This window comes from Streptomyces sp. NBC_01335, assembly GCF_035953295.1.
Taxonomy (GTDB): domain Bacteria; phylum Actinomycetota; class Actinomycetes; order Streptomycetales; family Streptomycetaceae; genus Streptomyces.
On record NZ_CP108370.1, the window covers coordinates 4,684,602 to 4,704,898 of the forward strand.

General features: G+C 73.7%; 18 protein-coding genes and 1 tRNA gene. 8 read left to right on the top strand and 11 right to left on the bottom strand.

Going from position 1 to position 20,297, the window contains the following annotated elements:
• Positions 1-71: 71 nt before the first annotated feature.
• The 7 genes from galU to OG599_RS20250 all read left to right on the top strand — a co-directional run bounded on the left by galU (position 72) and on the right by OG599_RS20250 (position 5,724).
• A complete protein-coding gene (galU, locus tag OG599_RS20220) occupies positions 72-974 on the top strand; it encodes a UTP--glucose-1-phosphate uridylyltransferase GalU (protein WP_327177381.1) in 903 nt (300 codons plus the stop codon).
• Between the two features lie 4 nt (positions 975-978).
• A complete protein-coding gene (glp, locus tag OG599_RS20225; protein WP_327177382.1) occupies positions 979-2,289 on the top strand; it encodes a molybdotransferase-like divisome protein Glp in 1,311 nt (436 codons plus the stop codon).
• A gap of 123 nt (positions 2,290-2,412) precedes the next feature.
• Positions 2,413-2,913, top strand: coding sequence for a cyclic pyranopterin monophosphate synthase MoaC (gene moaC / locus OG599_RS20230; RefSeq protein WP_327177383.1), 501 nt, complete (start codon positions 2,413-2,415; stop codon positions 2,911-2,913).
• The gene (locus tag OG599_RS20235) at positions 2,910-3,491 is read left to right on the top strand and encodes a MogA/MoaB family molybdenum cofactor biosynthesis protein (RefSeq protein ID WP_327177384.1); all 582 of its coding nucleotides are present in this window, start codon (positions 2,910-2,912) and stop codon (positions 3,489-3,491) included. Before moaC ends, OG599_RS20235 begins: the two co-directional genes overlap by 4 nt.
• Positions 3,492-3,508: 17 nt before the next feature.
• Entirely contained in the window at positions 3,509-4,120 is a 612-nt protein-coding gene (locus tag OG599_RS20240) for a GNAT family N-acetyltransferase (RefSeq protein WP_327177385.1), read from the top strand.
• Between the two features lie 165 nt (positions 4,121-4,285).
• A complete protein-coding gene (gene sepX / locus OG599_RS20245; RefSeq protein WP_442809473.1) occupies positions 4,286-5,521 on the top strand; it encodes a divisome protein SepX/GlpR in 1,236 nt (411 codons plus the stop codon).
• 129 nt (positions 5,522-5,650) lie between these two features.
• Positions 5,651-5,724 (top strand) — tRNA-Ala (locus OG599_RS20250).
• Positions 5,725-5,886: 162 nt separating this feature from the next.
• On the opposite strand, the gene OG599_RS20255 is transcribed toward OG599_RS20250, so the two are convergent.
• Positions 5,887-7,284: an IS701 family transposase gene (locus tag OG599_RS20255; protein WP_327177387.1), complete on the bottom strand. Its 1,398-nt coding sequence runs from the start codon at positions 7,282-7,284 to the stop codon at positions 5,887-5,889.
• A gap of 172 nt (positions 7,285-7,456) precedes the next feature.
• On the opposite strand from OG599_RS20255, the gene OG599_RS20260 reads away from it, so the two are divergent.
• A complete protein-coding gene (locus OG599_RS20260; protein WP_327177388.1) occupies positions 7,457-8,095 on the top strand; it encodes a helix-turn-helix domain-containing protein in 639 nt (212 codons plus the stop codon).
• 148 nt (positions 8,096-8,243) lie between these two features.
• On the opposite strand, the gene OG599_RS20265 is transcribed toward OG599_RS20260, so the two are convergent.
• From OG599_RS20265 to OG599_RS20310, 10 genes are all read right to left on the bottom strand, one after another.
• A complete protein-coding gene (locus tag OG599_RS20265) occupies positions 8,244-9,560 on the bottom strand; it encodes an MFS transporter (RefSeq protein WP_327177389.1) in 1,317 nt (438 codons plus the stop codon).
• Positions 9,557-10,552: a transaldolase family protein gene (locus tag OG599_RS20270; protein ID WP_327177390.1), complete on the bottom strand. Its 996-nt coding sequence runs from the start codon at positions 10,550-10,552 to the stop codon at positions 9,557-9,559. The genes OG599_RS20265 and OG599_RS20270 overlap by 4 nt, the downstream gene beginning before the upstream one ends.
• A 61-nt stretch (positions 10,553-10,613) precedes the next feature.
• Positions 10,614-11,990 (bottom strand): dihydrolipoamide acetyltransferase family protein, encoded by a 1,377-nt coding sequence (locus OG599_RS20275; protein ID WP_327177391.1) that lies wholly within the window; start codon positions 11,988-11,990, stop codon positions 10,614-10,616.
• Between the two features lie 10 nt (positions 11,991-12,000).
• The gene (locus OG599_RS20280; protein WP_327177392.1) at positions 12,001-13,002 is read right to left on the bottom strand and encodes an alpha-ketoacid dehydrogenase subunit beta; all 1,002 of its coding nucleotides are present in this window, start codon (positions 13,000-13,002) and stop codon (positions 12,001-12,003) included.
• Between the two features lies 1 nt (position 13,003).
• Positions 13,004-14,071: a pyruvate dehydrogenase (acetyl-transferring) E1 component subunit alpha gene (gene pdhA, locus OG599_RS20285; protein ID WP_327177393.1), complete on the bottom strand. Its 1,068-nt coding sequence runs from the start codon at positions 14,069-14,071 to the stop codon at positions 13,004-13,006.
• On the bottom strand, positions 14,068-15,270 hold the full coding sequence (locus OG599_RS20290) for a serine hydrolase domain-containing protein (RefSeq protein ID WP_327177394.1): 1,203 nt from the start codon (positions 15,268-15,270) through the stop codon (positions 14,068-14,070). The genes pdhA and OG599_RS20290 overlap by 4 nt, the downstream gene beginning before the upstream one ends.
• Positions 15,271-15,298: 28 nt before the next feature.
• Entirely contained in the window at positions 15,299-15,946 is a 648-nt protein-coding gene (locus OG599_RS20295) for an HAD-IA family hydrolase (protein ID WP_442809696.1), read from the bottom strand.
• A 23-nt stretch (positions 15,947-15,969) separates the two neighbouring features.
• Positions 15,970-16,821 (bottom strand): sugar phosphate isomerase/epimerase family protein, encoded by an 852-nt coding sequence (locus OG599_RS20300; RefSeq protein WP_327177396.1) that lies wholly within the window; start codon positions 16,819-16,821, stop codon positions 15,970-15,972.
• Positions 16,818-19,019 carry an ROK family protein gene (locus OG599_RS20305; RefSeq protein WP_327177397.1) on the bottom strand — a complete coding sequence of 734 codons (2,202 nt, stop codon included), beginning with the start codon at positions 19,017-19,019 and terminating at the stop codon, positions 16,818-16,820. The genes OG599_RS20300 and OG599_RS20305 overlap by 4 nt, the downstream gene beginning before the upstream one ends.
• Entirely contained in the window at positions 19,016-20,218 is a 1,203-nt protein-coding gene (locus tag OG599_RS20310; protein ID WP_327177398.1) for a sedoheptulose 7-phosphate cyclase, read from the bottom strand. Before OG599_RS20310 ends, OG599_RS20305 begins: the two co-directional genes overlap by 4 nt.
• Positions 20,219-20,297 lie beyond the last annotated feature (79 nt).

Consider the following 20,297-nt stretch of genomic DNA (forward strand, 5'->3'; position numbering starts at 1 on the left):
CGGGCGCATATGCGTACAAAGTTAACCAGTGGGTCATCGACCGTACGTGTGCAGCCGTTATGGTTCTGCGCATGACTGAGTCGACACCCAGGATCAGCAAGGCCGTCATTCCGGCCGCAGGTCTCGGTACTCGCTTCCTGCCGGCTACGAAGGCCACTCCCAAGGAGATGCTGCCCGTCGTCGACAAGCCGGCCATCCAGTACGTCGTCGAAGAGGCCGTCGCGGCGGGCCTCTCCGACGTGCTGATGATCACCGGGCGCAACAAGCGCCCGCTGGAAGACCACTTCGACCGGAACTACGAGCTGGAATCCGCGCTCACCCGCAAGGGCGACGCCGAACGCCTCCAGAAGGTACAGGAGTCCAGCGACCTCGCCACCATGCACTACGTGCGTCAGGGCGACCCCCGCGGCCTCGGCCACGCCGTGCTCTGCGCCGCCCCGCACGTCGGCGACCAGCCCTTCGCGGTCCTCCTCGGCGACGACCTGATCGACCCGCGCGACGCGCTGCTCTCACGGATGGTGGAGGTCCAGGAGCGCGAGGGCGGCAGCGTCGTCGCGCTGATGGAGGTCGACCCGTCGCAGATCCACCTGTACGGCTGCGCCGCGGTGGACGACACCGCCGAGGGCGGTGTCGTCCGCGTCACCGGCCTGGTGGAGAAGCCCGAACCGGCCGACGCCCCCAGCAACCTCGCCATCATCGGCCGGTACGTCCTCGACCCCGCCGTCTTCGACATACTGCGACGGACCGAGCCCGGCCGGGGCGGCGAGATCCAGCTCACCGACGCCCTCCAGCTGCTCGCCGCCGACGAGAAGATCGGCGGCCCCGTGCACGGCGTCGTCTTCAAGGGCCGCCGCTACGACACCGGTGACCGGGGCGACTACCTCCGGGCCATCGTCCGCCTCGCCTGCGAACGCGAGGACCTCGGCCCGGACTTCCGCACCTGGCTCCGCCGTTACGTCACCGAGGAGATGTAGCACCTTGAGCAGCACGATCTGGTCGGTCGACGAGCACCTCGCCGACATCCTGGACGCGGTGAAGCCGCTCGAACCCATCGAGTTGCAACTGCCGGACGCCCAAGGGTGCGTCCTGGTTGAGGACGTCGTGGTGCGGATCGCGCTGCCTCCCTTCGACAACAGCTCCATGGACGGCTACGCGGTCCGGGTCGCCGACGTCACCGGGGCGAGCGAGGAGTTCCCCTCGGTGCTCACCGTCGTCGGCGACGTGGCCGCCGGCAGCGACGGACTCCCCGACGGCGGGAAGGTGGGCCCCGGCCAGGCCGCCCGCATCATGACCGGCGCCCCGCTGCCCGAGGGCGCCGAGGCCGTCGTCCCCGTCGAGTGGACCGACGGCGGTACGGGCGAGGGCCCCGCCGCCACCATGCGCGCCCACCGGGACGCCCCGGAGGGCGCGAGCGGCGAGGTCCGGGTGTACCGCGCCGCCGCGGCCCGCGCCCACGTCCGGGCCGCCGGCAGCGACGTGAAGCCGGGCGACCTGGCCCTCGCGGCCGGATCGGTCGTCGGCCCGCCGCAGATCGGCCTGCTCGCCGCGATCGGCCGCGCCACCGTCAAGGTCCGCCCCCGCCCCCGGGTGGTCGTCGTCTCCACCGGCAGCGAACTCGTGCAGCCCGGCGAGGAGCTGACCGGCGGGCAGATCTACGACTCCAACAGCTTCGCGCTCACCGCCGCCGCCCGCGACGCCGGAGCCATCTCCTACCGCGTCGGTGCGGTCACCGACGACGCCGAGACCCTCCGCGCCACGATCGAGGACCAGCTCATCCGGGCCGACCTGGTGGTCACCACCGGAGGCGTCAGCGTCGGCGCGTACGACGTCGTCAAAGAGGCGCTCTCCTCGGCCGGCGACGAGGACGAACCCGGCAGCGGCATCGACTTCCGCACCCTCGCCATGCAGCCCGGCAAGCCCCAGGGCTTCGGCACCATCGGCCCCGAGCACACCCCGCTGCTGGCCCTCCCGGGCAACCCGGTCTCCGCGTACGTCTCCTTCGAACTCTTCGTCCGCCCGGCGATCCGCGCGCTGATGGGCCTCGAAGAGGTGCACCGGCCCACCGTCCGCGCCGCCCTCACCACCACCGAGGCGCTCTCCTCCCCGGCGGGCAAGCGCCAGTTCCTGCGCGGCACGTACGACGAGGCGTCGGGCACCGTCGTCCCGGTGGGCGGCTCCGGCTCGCACCTGATCGCCGCCCTGGCCCGGGCCGACGCGCTGATCGTGGTCCCCGAGGACGTCACCTCCATGGAGCCCGGCACGGAGACCGAAGTGGTCCTGCTCCGCTGAGACGCGCACGGTGGCGGTACGGTGTCTGCCGCTGCCTCACCGGGGGACGTACCCCGGGCCCCCGGCCCGCACCCCGGTGCGGACCGCGCGGGCGACCGGCGCCCTACCGCTAGGCGGAGTGAGTTGAGTACGCAGAACAGGCTGACGCACATCGACGAGGCGGGCGCCGCCCGCATGATCGACGTGTCGGCGAAGGACGTCACGGCGCGCGTCGCCCGGGCCAGCGGCCGGGTCCTCGTCTCGCCGCGGGTGATCGAGCTGCTGCGGGGCGAGGGAGTCCCCAAGGGCGACGCCCTCGCCACCGCCCGTATCGCCGGGATCATGGGGGCCAAGCGCACCCCCGACCTCATCCCGCTCTGCCACCCGCTCGCCGTCTCCGGCGTGAAGGTCGACCTGAGCGTGGCCGACGACGCCGTCGAGATCAGCGCCACGGTGAAGACCACGGACCGCACCGGCGTCGAGATGGAGGCGCTCACCGCGGTCTCCGTCGCCGCGCTCACGGTGATCGACATGGTGAAGGCGGTCGACAAGGCCGCCGTCATCACCGACGTACGGGTCGAGACCAAGTCCGGCGGCAAGTCCGGCGACTGGGAGCGCCCGGGCCGGGCGGGAGCGGACGCGTGAGCACCGCCACCGGCGGCGAGGGGCGCCCGACTCCTGAGGGACACCCGACTCCTGAGGGGCACTCGGCCACCGGGGGGCACCCGGTCCCGTACACCGCGCTCGTCGTCACCGCCTCCAACCGTGCCGCCGCGGGCGTCTACGCCGACAAGGGCGGCCCGATCCTCGTGGACGGCCTCACCGCCCTCGGCTTCACCACGGACGGCCCGCGGGTCGTGCCGGACGGCGAACCGGTGGAGCAGGCGCTGCGGGAGGGGATCGCCCGCGGCTACGACGTCGTCCTCACCACCGGGGGGACCGGCATCTCGCCCACCGACCTCACCCCGGAGATGACCCGCCGGGTGCTGGACCACGAGGTGCCCGGCATCCCCGAGGCGATCCGCGCCGAGAACCGTGCCGCCGTGCCGGCCGCCGCGCTCTCCCGGGGGCTCGCCGGGGTCGCGGGGCGCACGCTCGTCGTCAACCTGCCCGGTTCGACCGGCGGGGTGCGCGACGGGCTCGCCGTCCTCGGCCGGATCCTGGTGCACGCCGTCGACCAGCTGCGCGGCGGCGACCACCCCGGCCCCGGGAGCCCGTCCTGAACACGCCCCTCTGGCCGGTGCTCCTGAAGGACGGCGAGGTGACGCTGCGGCCGATACGCCTGCGGGACCAGAACGTCTGGCGCGAGGTCAACCGCCGCAACCGGGACTGGCTCCGCCCCTGGGAGGCCACCGTCCCGCCGCCCGTCCCCGGAGGACCGGTGATCCGCCGGCCCACCTACCGGCAGATGGTCCGCCACCTGCGCTCCGAGGCGAGAGCCGGCCGGATGCTGCCCTTCGCGATCGAGTACGAGGGCCGCCTCGTCGGCCAGTTGACCGTCGCGGGCATCACCTGGGGCTCGATGTGTTCGGCGCACATCGGTTACTGGGTCGACCGGGAAGTGGCCGGCCGGGGCGTCATGCCCACCGCCGTGGCACTCGCCGCCGACCATTGTTTCCACCGGGTCGGGCTGCACCGCGTCGAGGTCTGCATTCGCCCCGAGAACGCGCCGAGCCGCCGGGTCGTGGAGAAACTCGGATTCCGCGAGGAAGGGCTGAGACCGCGCTATCTGCACATCGACGGAGCCTGGCGCGACCACCTCATCTACGCCCTCACGTCGGAGGAGGCCATGGACGGCTTGCTCCGGCGCTGGCACCGGTCGAGGCCGAGGACGAACCCCCACCCTCAATAAATCACATGCTTGTTCGAATTAAAGGGTTCGTCGTCGCATTAAGCACCTGCGGCGTCACTCGTTGGTCTGAACAATCACAAAAAAGGCCCGCGATATCAGCCTGATCGTGCGACACACCGTGGCAATTGGCGGATGCCGCCGTGCAAACCCCTCTACGGTGTGAGCGTGAGCAGCAGCGGCCTCATCTACGCAGTCATCGTCGGGGCCTGGGCCGCCTACTTGGTGCCGATGTGGCTCCGAAGGCAGGACGAACTCAACGAAGCCCGTCCGACGGAACGCTTCAGCACCGCCATCCGGCTGCTGTCCGGACGGGCGGCGATGGAGCGTCGTTACGCCAAGGAGTTGCGGGAACGCGGCGCCGATGAGGCGGAACCGGTCGTCGACCCGGACGCCGCGACGGACCGAATGGACTCCGTCGACGTCCGGGCCTTCGCCGCGCCCGGAGCGCACACCGAAGCCAGGATCCTCGATCCGGCGCACGCCTCCGAGCGCGCGTCCGGACGCCCGGCGGTGGAGCACCCGGCGCATTCCGGCCACTCGGCGCCCCCGGCCCATCCGGCGCCCGAGCGGAGCGACCCCCGCAACCGTCCCGCGGCGCAACGCCCGTCCGCCGGGCGGCCCCCCGAGCAGCGCGTCGCGCCCTCCGCGCAACGCGCCCGGGGTGTCGCCGAGGACGCCGAGCGCGTCCGCCGCGCCCAGCGCTCCCAGGTGCTGGCCCGGCGCAGGCGCACCACCAGCGTCCTCTTCCTCGTCTTCACCGCCGGCGCGATCGTCGCGGCGGTCGGCGGCCTCGCGTTCCTCTGGGCGCCCGCCGCACCGGCCGTGATGCTGAGCGCCTACATCGTGCACCTGCGCGCCCAGGAGCGGAGGCGGTTCGCCTTCACCATGGACCGCCGCCGGGCCGAAGACGCGGCGCAGCGCCTGCGCGAGAACCGCCCGCGCCGCCACCAGCAGCCGGCGGCGTCCGCGGTCGAGCCCGACGAGGAACCCGAAGCGCACCACCCGGCCGACCCGGTCCCCGTACCGACCGTCTCCCCGCAGGAGGCCGGCCGCCGGGCGCTCGTCGAGCAGACGGACCACGCGGAGTGGGTGGACCAGCAGCGCGAACGCGGCCGGGTCCAGGGCGACAGCTGGGAGCCGGTCCCCGTCCCGCTGCCGACCTACGTCACCGCCCCGGTCGCCCCGCGCGCCTCCGGTGGCGTCGAGGTCAACGACCCGGAGACCTGGAGCGCCGCCCGCTCCAGCACCGCCGAGCCCGCCCTGCCGGACCCGGCCGTCCCCGACGTGGACCAGACCCCGCACCGCAGGCCCGACGCCCGTCGCACCCGCGACCGGGGCCGTACCCCTCTCTTCGACCAGTACGACGACGAGGAGGACCGACCCCGTGCCGCCAACGAATGACGGCCGGGGCACGGGAGTTGGGCCCGGGGCGCACCCGGGCCCAGGGTCCCGGAACCCCGGCACCCCTGACCAGCGGGGAACGGATTTCCAAGCACCCCCTGGAGGGTGCTAGAGTTTCACTCGTCGCAAGGGCCTGTGGCGCAGTCTGGTAGCGCACCTCGTTCGCATCGAGGGGGTCTGGGGTTCAAATCCCCACAGGTCCACAGACGACAGTTCGCGAGTAGCTCTCGTGAACGTCACAAGATCCCGCCCGGTCGGAAGACCGGGCGGGATCTTGGCGTTTCCGGGTTCGGCCGAAGCCTGTTCGGGGTGGTGGACGGTGACCCGCCGGGACGCCGGTGTCCGTCGCCGCGGAGTGACCGGACTCACTCCGCCGATCCGGTGGGGAGGGGGCGTACCGCCGAGAGGTTCCGCCGGGGCGCGGGCGGCCCGCCGTGCGCCGGGTGCGCGTCGTTGCCGCTCGGTGAGCCGGTTCGAGGCTGCCGGAGGCCGACAAGGTGCCCGGAGGTCCTTCCCGCCCCGCCGGTCCCCCGTGCGGCCCGGCCCGGTCCGCCCGTCGCACCCGCCGCGGGGACTCCGACGGCCGCCGCGGGGGCGCCGGTGAGGCGGTGGTACGCGTACGCGGCGGAGACCAGGGTCATGTGGCGGTGCCAGCCGGGATACGAGCGGCCCTCGAAGTCCCGGATGCCGTGGTGCTCGCCGAGCGTGGTGACCGTGTCGGCGGCTCCCTGGAGCAGGGCGGTGAGCTTCAGGAGTTCCTCGATCCGGTAGTGGGCGAGGTTGGTGATCCAGATCCGGCCGAGCCTTCGGCGCGCCGGGTCCCACTCGGCGAAGAGCCTGCCGTCGGCGACGGTCCGCGTGCCGTCCGCGCGCAGGACCGGGGTCCTGGTGGGGACCGACGCCACCTGGACGCGCCGCAGGCTGCCGTCGGGACCGGCCGTGGTGGCGATGTGCGGGTGCCTCAGGCCGCTGCGCAGGAGCCGCTGGAAGGCGTTCTCCCCGGCCTGTGGGCCGCCCGGGGCCGAGGGGCGGAGTGGCGCCGCGGTGTCGGGCAGCAGCCGGAGGTCCTGGTCCACCGCGAGCGCGAAGCCGTGGCCGCCGGCGTTGAGCCGCTCCATGACCCGGCGGGCCTCCGCCGTCGGCCCCACGTCGGCCACCACCGGTGCGGGCACTATGGAGGAGTGCGTCGACAACGCCTCCACGAGTCCGACGACATGGGCCCAGTACGGCCGGAAAGGCACCGACCCCGGCACCCGTACGCGGCGGCGCTCCTCCTCCTGGGTCCAGCGCTCGGGCAGGTGCAGCCGCCACCCGACCGGCAGGTGCTCGGAGCTGCTGGAGAGGAAGATGCCCACGCTCAGCTGGCAGTTGACGGTTCGTTCGAACTCCGGCACGAACCGCTGGTGCACGCCGACCGAGTGGTTGCCGCGCTTGGGCAGCACCGCAGGCACCACGGTCCACGCCTGGGCGGTGAAGTGGGAGTCGATCCAGCGGGCGAGCTCCTGCCGGGTGGCGTCCCACTGCCACGGGCTCATGTTGACGAACTGCTGGAGTGACTGCGACGCGGTCGGCGACAGGGTCACCGCCTCGGCCATGCGCCGGACCGACTTCCTTCCCGGCGTCGCCAGCAGGCCCTGCAGGTAGACCCTGGCCCACCTCAACTGATCCGTGCGCGGCAACTGCGCGAACAGGGTTTCGCTGAACTCCGCGAGCGACACCGTGTCCTTCGTCCGCCCCCGGGCGGTCTGCCCCGACGTCGTCATGAGACTGCCTCCTCCGCGTCCTCGTCCTGTGAGGAGTAACCATAGCGAACGTTTTCTTTTTTTCTCCGACTTCCCTCCTACTTCCTGGAGTCGGGTGCGGTGCGCACCTCCCGGCCCGTCACGATGCACGGGGGGAGCGCCCTCGACCGAGCAGCGAGAAAGAGTCCATGACATGCAAGAACGAGCCGCTCACACCCGCGGCGCGCTGATCGAGTCCGCAGCCGCGGAGTTCGAGCGCGCGGGATATGACGGGGCGTCACTGGCTCGGATCAGCTCGGCCGCGAGGGCCTCCGTCGGGGCGCTGACGTTCCACTTCCGGACCAAGGCCGCGCTGGCCGACGCCGTCTGCGCCGCCTCGCGGGCGGGCACGGCCCTCCTCGTCAGCCAGGCGCTGACCAGTCCGGAACCGCCGCTGGTCGCTCTGAGGCACCTGGTGACCGGACTGACCCGGCTGGTGGAGACCAGCGTGGTCGCCCGCGCCGCGGCCCGTCTGCGCCACGAACTCCCCGGCGTCCCCGTGTCCGCGCCGTCCCCGGCGCTCGACTGGCCCGTGGCGTTGAACCTGCTGGTCAAGCGGGCCCGGCGGGCCGGCAGCCTGAGGGAGGGAGTGGCGCCGGAGGTGGCGGAGACGCTGGTCCACCGGTTCATCGAGGGCACCGGCGTGCACCTCCGTGGCCTGGACCGGAGCGGGACCGCCGGGCTCGGGGCGACGGCGGAGCAGCTCTGGGAACTGCTGGAGCACAGCATCGCGAAGAGCCCCGACGCCCGAGGGAGGATCCCCGACGCCAGAGGCAGGACCCCCGACGCCTGAGAGTGGATCCCCGGCGCGCGAGGACGGGGCGCCCGGTGAGCCGGATCCGGCCCCGGGCACGCCTGAAACCCGTCTCCCCGCCCGGCCTGGGCGGCGGGCGGGGAGACGGGTTCCGGGCGGGTGGGGAGACCGGACAGGGCGGCGGATGTCAGCCCCGGGCGGCCAGGTCCAGCTGGATGTCGGCGAGTGAGCGGTTCTTCGTCTCCGGCACCTTCACCGCCACGAAGCAGAGCGCGCCCGCGGAGACGGCCGCGAAGAACCAGAACACCCAGGAGACGCCGACCTCGTCGGCGACCGGCAGGAAGAGCTGGCCGACCACGAAGTTGGCGGCCCAGTTCACCAGAGCGCAGAGCGCTCCGCCACGGGCCCGGGCGCCCGGCGGGAAGAGTTCGGCGGCCAGGATCCAGAAGACCGGTCCGAGGCCGACCGCGAAGCTTCCGACGTACGTGACCATGCAGACCAGCGCGAGCAGATGGGGCAACGGGCCGGACGGCAGCGCCATGGTCACACCCAGCACGACGAGCGAGGCGGCCATGCCGGCCAGCGAGAACAGCAGCAGGGGGCGGCGGCCGAGGCGGTCGATGAGAGGAATGGCCGCGACCGTCATCACGACGTTGATCACACCGATGACCACCGAGTACTGGATGGAGTTCCCGGCCGGCAGCCCGGCCCTGGCCATGATGCTCGGGGCGTAGTAGATGATGCTGTTGATGCCGCCGAACTGCTGGACCGCCGCGAGCGTGACACCGATGACGAGGGCCCGCCGGACCGCCGGGTCGGCGAGCGGGAGCCGGGCCGCCGGAGCGTGCCGGCCGGCCGGCCGGTCGTCCGCCCGTCGGCGCAGCCACTCCGGGCTCTCCGGGATGAACAGCGTGCCCACCAGCATGGCCACCGAGGGGATCAGCCCGATCGCGAACATGGCCCGCCAGTCGGCGCTGCCGGAGAACGCCAGGTTGACCAGGTAGGACACCAGGATGCCCACGGTGAGCAGGACCTGGTTGGCCGTCACCAGCTGGCCGCGCAGCCGCGGCGGGGCGATCTCCGCGAGGTAGAGCGGGACGATGGTCGAGGCGCTGCCCACCGCGAGGCCGAGGACCACGCGGGCGGCGACCAGGCTCGCGAAGTCGCGGGACGCCACGGCGGAGGCGAGACCGAGGGTGAACACGAGGGCCACCGCGATCAGTACGCGCCGGCGCCCGAACCGGTCGGCGGGCCGCCCGCTGCCGAGGGCGCCGGCGGCCGCGCCGATGAGCAGCGCCGAGATGACCGTGCCCTCCTGGAAGGAGGAGAGAGCGAAGTCCTCCTTCAGGAACAGCAGCGCGCCGGAGATCACCCCGGTGTCGAAGCCGAACAACAGGCCGCCGAGGGCGACGACCGCCGTGGCCGTCACCAGCCGGCGCGGCGGCCGCGATCGCGCCACCGGTACGCCGGTGCCGGGCGGGGGCGGGGAGTCCTGGAGCGTCATGCCACACCTTCCGGGGCCGGGGTCCGGGCGAGTACGGGGGAGAGGGGCTCGCCCTCCAGCCGGCGGGCCACGTCGTCCGGGCGGATGCCGAACCACCGCAGGCACGCGTCGAGATGGCCGGCCCGTTCGCCGATCCGGTGGGCGCTCCGCGGGCGGGGGCGCAGGCCGGCCACGCGGCCGAGTGCCGCGGTGGTGACGGCGACCGGGGCGTCGGGGTCGCCGAGTTCGGCCGCGTATCCGGTCACCGGGTCGCCGGCGGACACGCCGTCACCGAGGTCGGTCCAGACCAGCCGCAGCGGTACCGCGCCGGCCGCGGCGAGGTCCCGCCAGACCGGTGATCCGGCGGTGTCGAAGACGCGGTCGAGCGCGAGCCGGGCAAGCCGGGCGGTGAGCAGGGCGGCGGTGCCCCGCAGCGCCTTCGCCTCCTCTCCGCCGGCCAGGTCGAGGAGCGCGTCGACCCGTACGTCGAGCGGGCGCAGCCCGAACGCCACGGTGGAGGCGAGGCGTGCCAGGTCCTCGCCCCGGGCCTCGGCGCGCCGCAGCGCCGCGAGGTAGGCGGCTGCCGCCTGTTCGCACCTGCGGACCGAGAAGCAGGTGGCCAGCTGGACCGGTACGCCCCGGTCGAGCAGGGCGGACATGTCCGCGATGCCGCGGTCGGTCGCGGGAAGGGCGACGGCCAGCCGGGGCCGGTCCACCCGGGCGGCGAACTCCGCCGCACGCTCGGCCGGACCGCGGCCGTCGGTGCCCGGCGGAGGCGGAGCGACGACGGTCCCGTGCCCGTCCCGGCCGGCGCCGAGCGGCGGGGGGAACATCGCGCAGACCCGCCGCACGGTGTCCACCGTGGTGGTGGGCCCCAGAAGGACCCCGTGGACCGGGACCGGTGCCCCGGCCGCGTGCTTCGGCAGCCGGCCGGACCGCACGGGCTCGTCCGAGTCCCGCAGGTCGAGCCAGAGCGGTACGGTCCCGGCCCGTCGGGCCCGCGTACTCTCCATTTCTTTTTCCCTTCCGTGTTCTTCGGCCGCCCGGAAGACGGGTGCGGGCGTGGCCCCGTCCTCATCCATGGATGAGGAGACGCCGTGGGTCGTGCAGCACGGAGGCGACGTCCGCGAGGAACCGCGAGCCCAGCTCGCCGTCGACCAGCCGGTGGTCGAACGAGAGCGCGAGCGTGGTGACCTGGCGGGGCGCGACCTTGCCCCGGTGGACCCACGGGCGGGGTGCGATCGTGCCGAGGGCGAGGATCGCCGCCTCGCCCGGGTTGAGGATGGGGGTCCCGGTGTCGATGCCGAACACCCCGATGTTGGTGACGGTGAGCGTCCCGCCGCTCAGGTCGGCGGGCGTGGTGCGGCCCTCGCGTGCGGTGGCCACCAGCGAGCCGAGCGCCGCCGCCAGAGCGGGGAGGGTGAGCGACTGGGCGTCCTTGACGTTCGGGACGAGGAGCCCGCGCGGCGTCGCCGCCGCGATGCCGACGTTGACCCGGTGCTTGAGAACCGTCTCCTGGCGCTCCTCGTCCCACGAGGCGTTGACGGACGGGTGCCGCCGCACCGCGAACAGCAGCGCCCGTACGGCGATCAGCAGGGGGCTCACCCGTACTCCGGCGAACTCCGGGTCCTGCTTGAGCCGCTCGACGAGCTTCATGGTGCGGGTGACGTCGACGGTGACGAACTCCGTCACGTGCGGGGCGGTGAAGGCGCTGGCGGTCATGGCCCGCGCGGTCGCCCTGCGGACGGCGGTGGCGGGTACCCGGGTCTCGTCCGGCGTGGCCGCGACGGCCGGGGGTGCCTGGGCCGGCCCGTCCGCCGGCACGGCGGCGGCCGCGCGCACGTCGTCCCGGGTGATGTCGCCGTGCGGGCCGGTGGGCCGCACCTGTCCGATGTCGACCCCCAGGTCCCGGGCGAGCTTGCGTACCGGCGGCTTGGCCAGGGGCCGCGGGGCGTCCCGGCCGGCGGTGGGGGCGGCGGTGGAGGCGGCCGGCGCGGGAGCGGCCGGAGCCGCGACGGCCGGGGGAGCCGGGGGAGCCGGGGGAGCCGGGGGAGCCGGGGGAGCCGGCGGGCACACCGGCCCGGTGGGGCGCCGGGGGCGGCGCTTCGTCGAGGACTCGGCCGCCCCGTAGCCGACGAGGACCGCCCGGCGGGCGGGAGGCGCGGCCGGTCCGGGGGCGGCCTCCGAGGCGGCCGGGGTCACCGTGAGGATGACCTCGCCCACGTCGACCTTCGTGCCCTCGGGGAACCGGATCTCGTGGACCGGCCCGGCGAACGGGACCGGCAGTTCGACCATCGCCTTGGCCGTCTCGATCTCGCAGACCACCTGACCGTCCGCCACCTCGTCGCCGGGGGCGACGAGCCAGCGGACGATCTCGGCGTCCCGCAGTCCTTCGCCGACGTCGGGCAGCCGGAACTCGTGGAGCCGCACCGTCGTGTCCGTCGTGGTCATCGGAGCTCCTTCATGCCGCGAGCGCGCGGTCGACCGCGTCCAGGACCCGGTCCAGACCGGGCAGGTACGCGTCTTCGAGTCGTGAGGGCGGATAGGGGCTGTGGAAGCCGCCGACGCGCAGCACCGGTGCCTCCAGCTGGTAGAAGCAGCGTTCGGTCACCCGGGCGGCGATCTCGGCCCCGGCTCCGAAGAACACCGGTGCCTCGTGCGCGATCACCAGCCTGCCGGTGCGGCCGACCGAGCGGACGAGGGTGTCGAAGTCGATCGGGGAGATCGACCGGAGGTCGACGACCTCCAGGTCGTGCCCCTCCTCGGACGCGGCAGCCGCCGCGTCCAGGCAGGTGGCGACCATCGGCCCGTAGGCGGCGAGCGTCAGGTCGCTGCCCGCCCGCACCACCCGGGCGCCCTGCGGGTGTGGCCGGGCGGTGGCCCTGACGTCGACCTCGCCGGTGTCGTAGTACCGCCGCTTGGGTTCGAGGAAGATCACCGGGTCGTCGCTGCGTACGGCCTCCTGGAGCATCCAGTAGGCGTCCGACGGGTTCGACGGGGACATCACCCGCAACCCGGCGACGTGCGCGAACAGCGTCTCGGGCGACTCCGAGTGGTGCTCCACGGCACCGATCGCCCCGCCGTACGGGATGCGGATGACGACGGGCAGCCGGACCCGGCCCCGGGAGCGGGCGTGCATCTTGGCCAGCTGCGTGACGATCTGGTCGTACGCGGGGAAGACGAACCCGTCGAACTGGATCTCCACGACGGGCCGGAACCCGCTCAGGGCCAGCCCGATCGCGGTTCCGACGATCCCCGACTCCGCCAGCGGCGTGTCCATGACGCGTTCGTCGCCGAAGTCCTTCTGCAGCCCGTCGGTGACCCGGAAGACCCCGCCGAGCCGGCCGATGTCCTCGCCCATCAGAAGGGTCCTGGGGTCCTCGGCGAGGGCGGTGCGCAGGGAGACGTTGAGCGCGGAGAGCAGCGTCATCCGCTCGGCCCCCGCGGTCGTTGCGGTCGTCATCTCAGACCTCCTGGACGAAGGACGCCTGGTAGACGTCGAACGCGGCGCGTTCCTCGTCGACCAGTGCGTGCGATTCGGCGTAGACGTGGTCGAACAGGTGGTCCGTGCCGGGCACGGACAAGGCCCGTACCGCTGTGCGCACCCGGGTCGCGAGCACCTCGCCGGCCGCTTCCGTCTCCGCGAAGAAGGCGTCGTCGGCCGATCCTTCGGCCCGCAGAAGGCGTTCGAGCCTCAGCAGCGGGTCCTTCGCACGCCAGCTCTCCACCTCGGCGGTGTCCCGGTAGCGGGTCGGGTCGTCGGAGGTGGTGTGCGCACCCATCCGGTAGGTGAACGCCTCGATCAGCGTGGGACCCTCGCCCTGGCGGGCCCGCTCCAGGGCCCGGCGGGTCACGGCCAGAGTGGCGAGCACGTCGTTGCCGTCGACGCGTACGCCGGGAAAGCCGAAGCCCTGTGCCCGCCGGTACAGCGGTACGCGCGACTGGCGTTCGTTGGACTCCGAGATCGCCCACTGGTTGTTCTGGCAGAAGAACACCACGGGAGCGCCGTACACGGCCGCGAAGTTGAAGGCCTCCGACACGTCGCCCTGCGCGGTCGCCCCGTCGCCGAAGTACCCGACGACGGCGGACTCCGCGCCCTTCTTCGCGAGGCCCATGGCGTACCCGGTGGCGTGCAGGGTCTGGGAGCCGATGACGAGGGTGTAGAGGTGGAAGTGGTGCTCCTCCGGGTCCCAGTCGCCGTTGTCGACACCGCGGAAGAGCCTCATGAGGGCGAGGGGGTCCAGGCCCCGGCCCATCGCGACGGCGTGCTCCCGGTAGCTGGGGAAGGCGTGGTCGTCGTCGCGCAGCGCCCGCACCGAGCCGACCTGCGCGGCCTCCTGTCCCAGCAGGGAGGGCCACAGGCCGAGTTCGCCCTGGCGCTGCAGGGTGACGCCCTCGGCGTCGAACCGCCGCGCCAGCGCCATGTCCCGGTACAGGGAGCGCAGTTCTTCCGGGGTGGCGTCCAGCGCGTACTCGGGGTGCTCGACCCGGACGCCTTCCGGGGTGAGCAGGCGTACGGTGTCGTCGCTCATGCCCGTTCACCCGGACCGAGGTCCGCCATCGACGCGGCCACGGCCTTGACGATCGAGGACGCGCGCTTGTCGTCGGGACCGAGGGCGATCAGCCGGTTCATGATGTAGGAGACACCGGCCTTGGCACGCGGCCATGCCTGGTTGGCCGAGCCGCCGGCGCCGTCGTGGCCGAAGGAGTCCCCGTCCACGCTCGGGCGCGGGTTGGTCCGCAGGCGGTACCCGCCGCCGCCGTACACCATGGGCACGTCGATGAGCTGGTCCACCTTGCTCACCCAGGGGGCCCGCGCCTCGTCGAGCAGGCGGCGGGAGAGGAGCACCGGCCGGTCGTCGGCGGGGCGGGCCGCGTCGGCGGCCAGGATGCCGTACAGGGTGGCGAAGGCGCGGGCCGAACCGTAGGCGTTGGCGGCCGGGATCAGCGTGAAGCGGCGGTCGGGCCGGTTCCAGATCTCCTCGTCCTCCGGGAAGGGCACCGGGTTCTGCCAGATCCGCTGGGTGAGCGGGTCCTCGCTGGTGAAGTAGCCGGTGAACTGGTCGCGGAAGCCGACTCCGTACTCGGTTCGGGCGACGAGGTGCTCCAGCTCCGGGGCTATCCCGAAGGAGATGCCGAGACCGAGCGGATCCGCTATCTCCTCGGCGAAGAACCGGTCGAGGGTCCTGCCGTCGACGCGCCGGATGACCTCGGCGACGATCCAGCCGGTCGCGTACGGCCCGTACAGGATGCCCTCGGCGCGCGGGTCGAGGTCCTGCTCCTGGTCGGCGAGGAGCTTGGCCATCAGCTCCGGGTCGCCCAGGTCGCCCTGGGAGAGCGGAGCGGCGACGGCCGGCATCCGGGCGGTGAAGGTCACCACCTCGCGCAGCGTCACCCGCTCCTTGCCCTTGGCCGCGAACTCCGGCCAGTAGTGGGCGACCGGCGTGTCCAGGTCGATCCGGCCGCGGTCGACGAGCACCAGCAGGGCGGTGGCGAGGATGCCCTTGCTGCCGGAGAAGATCAGCTGACGGGTGTCGCCGTGCCACGGGACGCCGCGGACGGGGTCGGCCGGGCCGCCCCAGAGGTCGACGACGAGTTCGCCGTCGAGGGTGACGGCCACGGCGGCGCCCTGCTCGTCGCGCTCGGCGAAGTTGCGGGCGAACTCCTCGCGGACCCGCTCGAAGCCGGCGGCGACGTGGCCGTGGACGGTTGTTGCCTGGTCGATCGGCATGTCGGGGCACTCCATTCGAAGAGGGATGTCAGACGGGGAGGACGGCCGTGCGGGTGGCGACGGGCTCGGGGAGCACCAGGCGCAGGCCGTCCGTCTCGGAAGAGGTGCAGCTGACGGCGGTGAAGTCGGGTATGCGGGGGCGGCCCTGGGCGGCGGGGCCGTCGTGGCCGCCGACGACCACCGGGTAGCAGCCCGCCGCGCGGGCGGCCAGCAGACCGAGTTCGGCGTCCTCGAACACCACGGCGGACGCCGGGTCGGCGCCGAGCATGGCCGCCGCCTTCAGGAAGCCCTCCGGGGACGGCTTGCCCGCGGCGACGTCGTCGGCGCTGACCAGCACGCCGGGCAGGGGAAGTCCCGCCGCGGCCATGCGCCGCACGGCCAGGTCCCGGCCTGCGGAGGTGACGAGGGCCCAGCGGTCGGCGGGCAGTGAGGCGAGGAACGCGGCGGCGCCCGGTACGGCGACGGTGCCGTCGGTGTCCGCGACGTCCTGCGCGACCAGCCAGGCCGTCTCGGCCGCCAGGTCGGTTCCGGCGGGCGCGTGGGCGGCCACGGTCTCCGCCGTGCGCTGTCCGTGCGCGGAGGCCAGGACCTCGGCGGCGTCGAGCCCGTGCCGCGCGGCGAACCGGCCCCAGGTGCGGGCCACGGCGGCGGTGGAGTCGACGAGGGTGCCGTCCATGTCGAAGAGCAGAGTCTGGGCAGTCAGTACGACGGGCACGGCGGCGCCGCCTCCATTCCTTGTCGGTCCAGCCCGAGGGCGAACGCCCGGGTCCGGTCGAGGTCCGCGCGGAGCCGGGCGTGGTCCCCGTCGCGGTGGTCGTTCTCCAGTACGAGCGCGGTCACCCGGGGCAGGTGGCGTGCCACCGCGTCCACCGTCGCGACGAGGCCCCCGTCGCCGTCGCCGAGAAGCGGGGTGGCGGTGGTGCTGCCGGCCCGGCCGTCCTTGAGATGGATCCGGCCGTCGAGCAGAGGCGCGATCTCGGCCACCAGCTCCGGGACGTCGAGCCCCTCGGCGACCGGGTTGTACGTGTCCAGCAGCAGCCGGAACCCCTCCTGGCCGACCGCGTCGGCCAGCCGCCGCGCCAGGTGCGCGGGCAGGACGTTCTCGCTCGCCAGCAGCAGACCCGACGCCCGCGCGCGCTCGGCCGCCCGGCCCAGCACCTCGGCGGTACGCAGCAGGTCCGTCTCGTTCCGGATGGCGCTGCGCCGGAAACTGGGCACGAAGACCAGCGGGGCGCCGAGCTCCCCTCCCGCGTCGACGAGCCGGTCCAGCACGGTCCTCACCCGCGCCGCCTCCAGGGTCCCCGGCGCGGCGGTGATCCCGATGTCGTTGAGGAGGTTGGCGGTGGCCCCGAGCGGGACCACGCCCGCGGACCGTGCGGCGGTACGCACCCGGGCGAGGCGCCCCGGCGCGTCCAGCCGGGGGCCGCGTCCGGGGCCGCCCAGGTCGAACTGGATTCCGTCGGCGCGGTGGCGGAACGCCAGGTCCACCGCCTCCACGCCGCGCACCGGCAGCCGCCAGTCCACGACGCCCGTCAGCACGGTCCGGCTCATGTCCCCGCCGTCCGTACGGCGAGCTTCACCAGGCGGCGCCCGTCGACGACACGGGTTTCGCCGCGGGCGAGAGCGGTCAGCGTCCGCGCCGCCCCGGCGAAGTCCATCTCGTGGGTCACGAGGTCGGCGTAGCGCTCGGGGGCGTGGCAGAGCTCGGCCGCCGCGTACTCCAGGTGCTCGTTGGCCACACCCCGGTGGCCGAGGACGGTGACCGGGCGACCGTCGGCGGCGGTCAGCCGGGCGACGACGGGCGGGACCGGCACACCCCCGCAGTTGGCGGCACGCACCTCGGACAGGTCGACACCGGGGAACCGGTAGCTGTACGCGGGCCGGCGCAGGCCGCCCACCAGATCGACGGCGACCTCGGAACCCTCCGTGGCGCGCAGGGCGAGTTCGAGGCTCGGAAGCGTCGCGGGGGCGGGCGTCGCGATCAGCACCGCGACCCTGCGGCGGCGGAGCACGTCGTCGAGCTCCCCCGTCTCCAGTCCGTCGCGGCCCACCCGGTGGTCCGCCCCGTACGGTGCCTGCCGGCTCCACTCCAGGCCCTCGCCGGTGTGGTGCACGTGGACGGTGCGCACGGCGTCGCCGAGCCAGCGGCGGGCCGTCCGGACGGCCAGGTGGCCGACCGTGCCGTCCCCGACGACGAGCAGGGTGTCGGGAGCGTGGGGGCCCAGGGCGAGCGAGGCGTACCGCACGACCGCCAGCGGCTCGACGAGCGCGGGCAGGGCACCCGGCGGGACGGCGTCCAGAGCGACGACGAGACCGCCGCGCACCGCGCTCGCCGGGACGAGCATCCGGGCCTGGAGCATGCCGTCCACGTTGTGCCCGAGCAGGAACGACGGGTCGGTGGGATGGGTGGGGTTGACGACGACGAGGGCGCCGGGGGTCAGCCGCGGGTCGTCCACACCCGGCCCCACCGCGACGATCCGGGCCACGCCCTCGTGGCCGAGCACCGGTGCGCCGTCGTCCCGCAGACCGCGCAGGATCTGCAGATCGGTCCCGCAGACCCCCGCCACCTCCGGCGCGACGACGATCTCGCCGGGACCGGGGAGCGGGGCGGGCCGCCGGCGCACGTGGACCGCGTCCCCCTCCCGTACGAGCGCGGGATGGGTCTCGCCGGACCCGGCGGTTCCGGCCGGGGTACGTGCCTCCTCGGAGGCGGCGGCGGTGGGCAGGCCCAGGGCCGCGATGCCCGCGCCGATGAGGCCGTTGGCCTCGCCGGGGGCGCAGACGGTGATGCGGTCGGGGAGCCAGCCCGGGGCGAGCTCCCCGGTCAGGTACAGCCCCTGGCGCAGGAGGTGGCCGAGGACCGAGGCCCGGTAGTGGTCGCCGAGTCCGGTCGCCACGCCCCCGCTGAGGGTCAGTTCGTCCAGTTCGGGGTCGAGGCAGAGCGCGGTGCGCAGCAGGTCGGCGACGGGCTCGGTGGACGCGTCGAGCAGCTCGCGCGCCAGTGGGTCCTCCGCGTCGAGGGCGGTGGCCAGCGCGGACTCGAAGGACCCGCCCTCGGCCATCTCCGCGCCGAGCCGGGACCGTTCCCAGCGTTCGGGCACCCGGCGCGTCAGGGTGTCGGCCATCCGCCGCAGACCGGGCCCCGACGCGTACGAGGAGACGTGCCCCGGACGCCCGCAGTCGCACATCAGCTCCACCGGGGCACCCGCCAGCCGCGCCGTGGCGGGAAGGTGGCCGACCTCGCCCTGGAGGCCGCTGCCGTCGGTGGCGATGGCGCCGGTCCGCAGGTCCACCGTCCGGCAGGCGATGCCGGAGCTGATGGTCATCAGCAGGACCTTGCGGTACGTGCTCCGGTGCGGCGCCGCCGCGAAGTGCAGCAGGGCCGCCGTGACGTCGTTGACGACGTGCCAGCGCACGTCGGGCCGGCGGGCGTGCAGGGCGCCCCGCAGGTCCAGCGGAGTGGTGTCGTCGCCGAAGAGCGGCGCGGAACCGTAGACGGTGCCCGTGCGGTGGTCGAGCGCCGCGCCGAAGGAGATCCCGGCGACGGCGCCGGGCGAGCGCGGCACCACGTCGCACAACGTGCTGATGAGCCGCTCCTTGAGCTCCTCCACGGCGGTGCCCGGATTGCGGAGCCGGCTCGGCGACGGCTGGACCAGCGTGTCGCCGAGCCCCTCGGAGGGCGACCAGGACGCGCTGCGCACGTGCGTGCCGCCCACGTCGACGACGGTCAGGGTGACGGGCGAGGTCATCGGGCCGGGCCGTCCGCGTGGGCCTGTACGAACTCCAGGGCCCGGGCCAGCTCGGACGGGGTGACGTCGTTGACGAAGACGCAGGAGCCGATGCCGTCGGTCAGCGGCAGGCGCTGCAGACCGTCGCGGTGCTTCACGGCGTCGGCCAGGCCGACCTCCAGGAGCCGGGGCGTGAACACCGGGTGGGTCAGCGGCAGCCCGCAGCCGGCTATCAGGTTCAGCGCCCGGTGGGCCTCGGCCTCGGCCAGGTGGCCGCGCCCGACGGCGAGCGCGAGGCAGACGGCCATGTCGACGGCGACGGCCTCGCCGTGCAGCAGCGGAGGATCGGCGAGCAGCTCCAGCGAGGGGCTGAAGGTGTGCCCGTAGTCGACGGAGCGTTCGAGCACGCCCTCCCAGAGGTTGGGCTCCAGCTCGTCGAGCATGCCCGCGATGGCCCGCGAGACGATCTCGCCCGCGGCGGAACCGCAGTCCGCGAGCGTCTGGCTGGTGATCAGCTCGACGTTCTCCTCAAGGATGTGGAAGAGCGCCGCGTCCTTGATGAGGGCCATCTTGATGATCTCGGCGAGGCCGTTGGCGATGTGCCGGGCGTCGACGGTCCGCAGGAACTCCGGGTCGATCAGCGTGGCTTCGGGGGCGAAGTAGGTGCCCAGGCGGTTCTTGTGGGTGCCGTGGTTGACACCGGTCTTCACTCCGACACCGGCGTCCACCTGGCCGACGAGTGTGGTGGGGACGCGCACGTAGGGCGCACCCCGGCGGTAGAGGCTCGCGGCCATGCCGACGACGTCCATCAGCACACCGCCGCCGACCACGACGACCCGCTCGGTCCGGCGCAGGATGCCCATCTCGGTCATGGCACGTGTCACCTCGACGACCTGTTCGAGGTTCTTCGTCTCCTCGTCGCCGGGCATGACCTTCCAGACCGCGTCGACGTTCCAGGCGTCGAAGTAGCCGTGCAGGCCGGGGCCGTACAGCTCCTCCACGGCCTGGTCGACGACGATCAGGGTGCGTACCGCGGTGCGGCCGTCGGCGCCCACCGCGCGGGCGAGCACGGGGTTCACGGGGTTGAGCAGGCCGCGGGTGAGGGACACCTCGTAGCCCACCGGCTGCTGGGACTGGACGTACCAGGTGAGGCCCGGCGGGCGCGGGATGCCGAAGGCGGACGCGGGGTTGTGGGGGCGGATCGTGGTGATCTCGGACATCGCTGGCTGACTCCGTCTGCAGTGCGGTCGAGGATGCGGAAGGCTGCTCCGCCCGCGCCGGCCGGGGATGCTCCCGGCC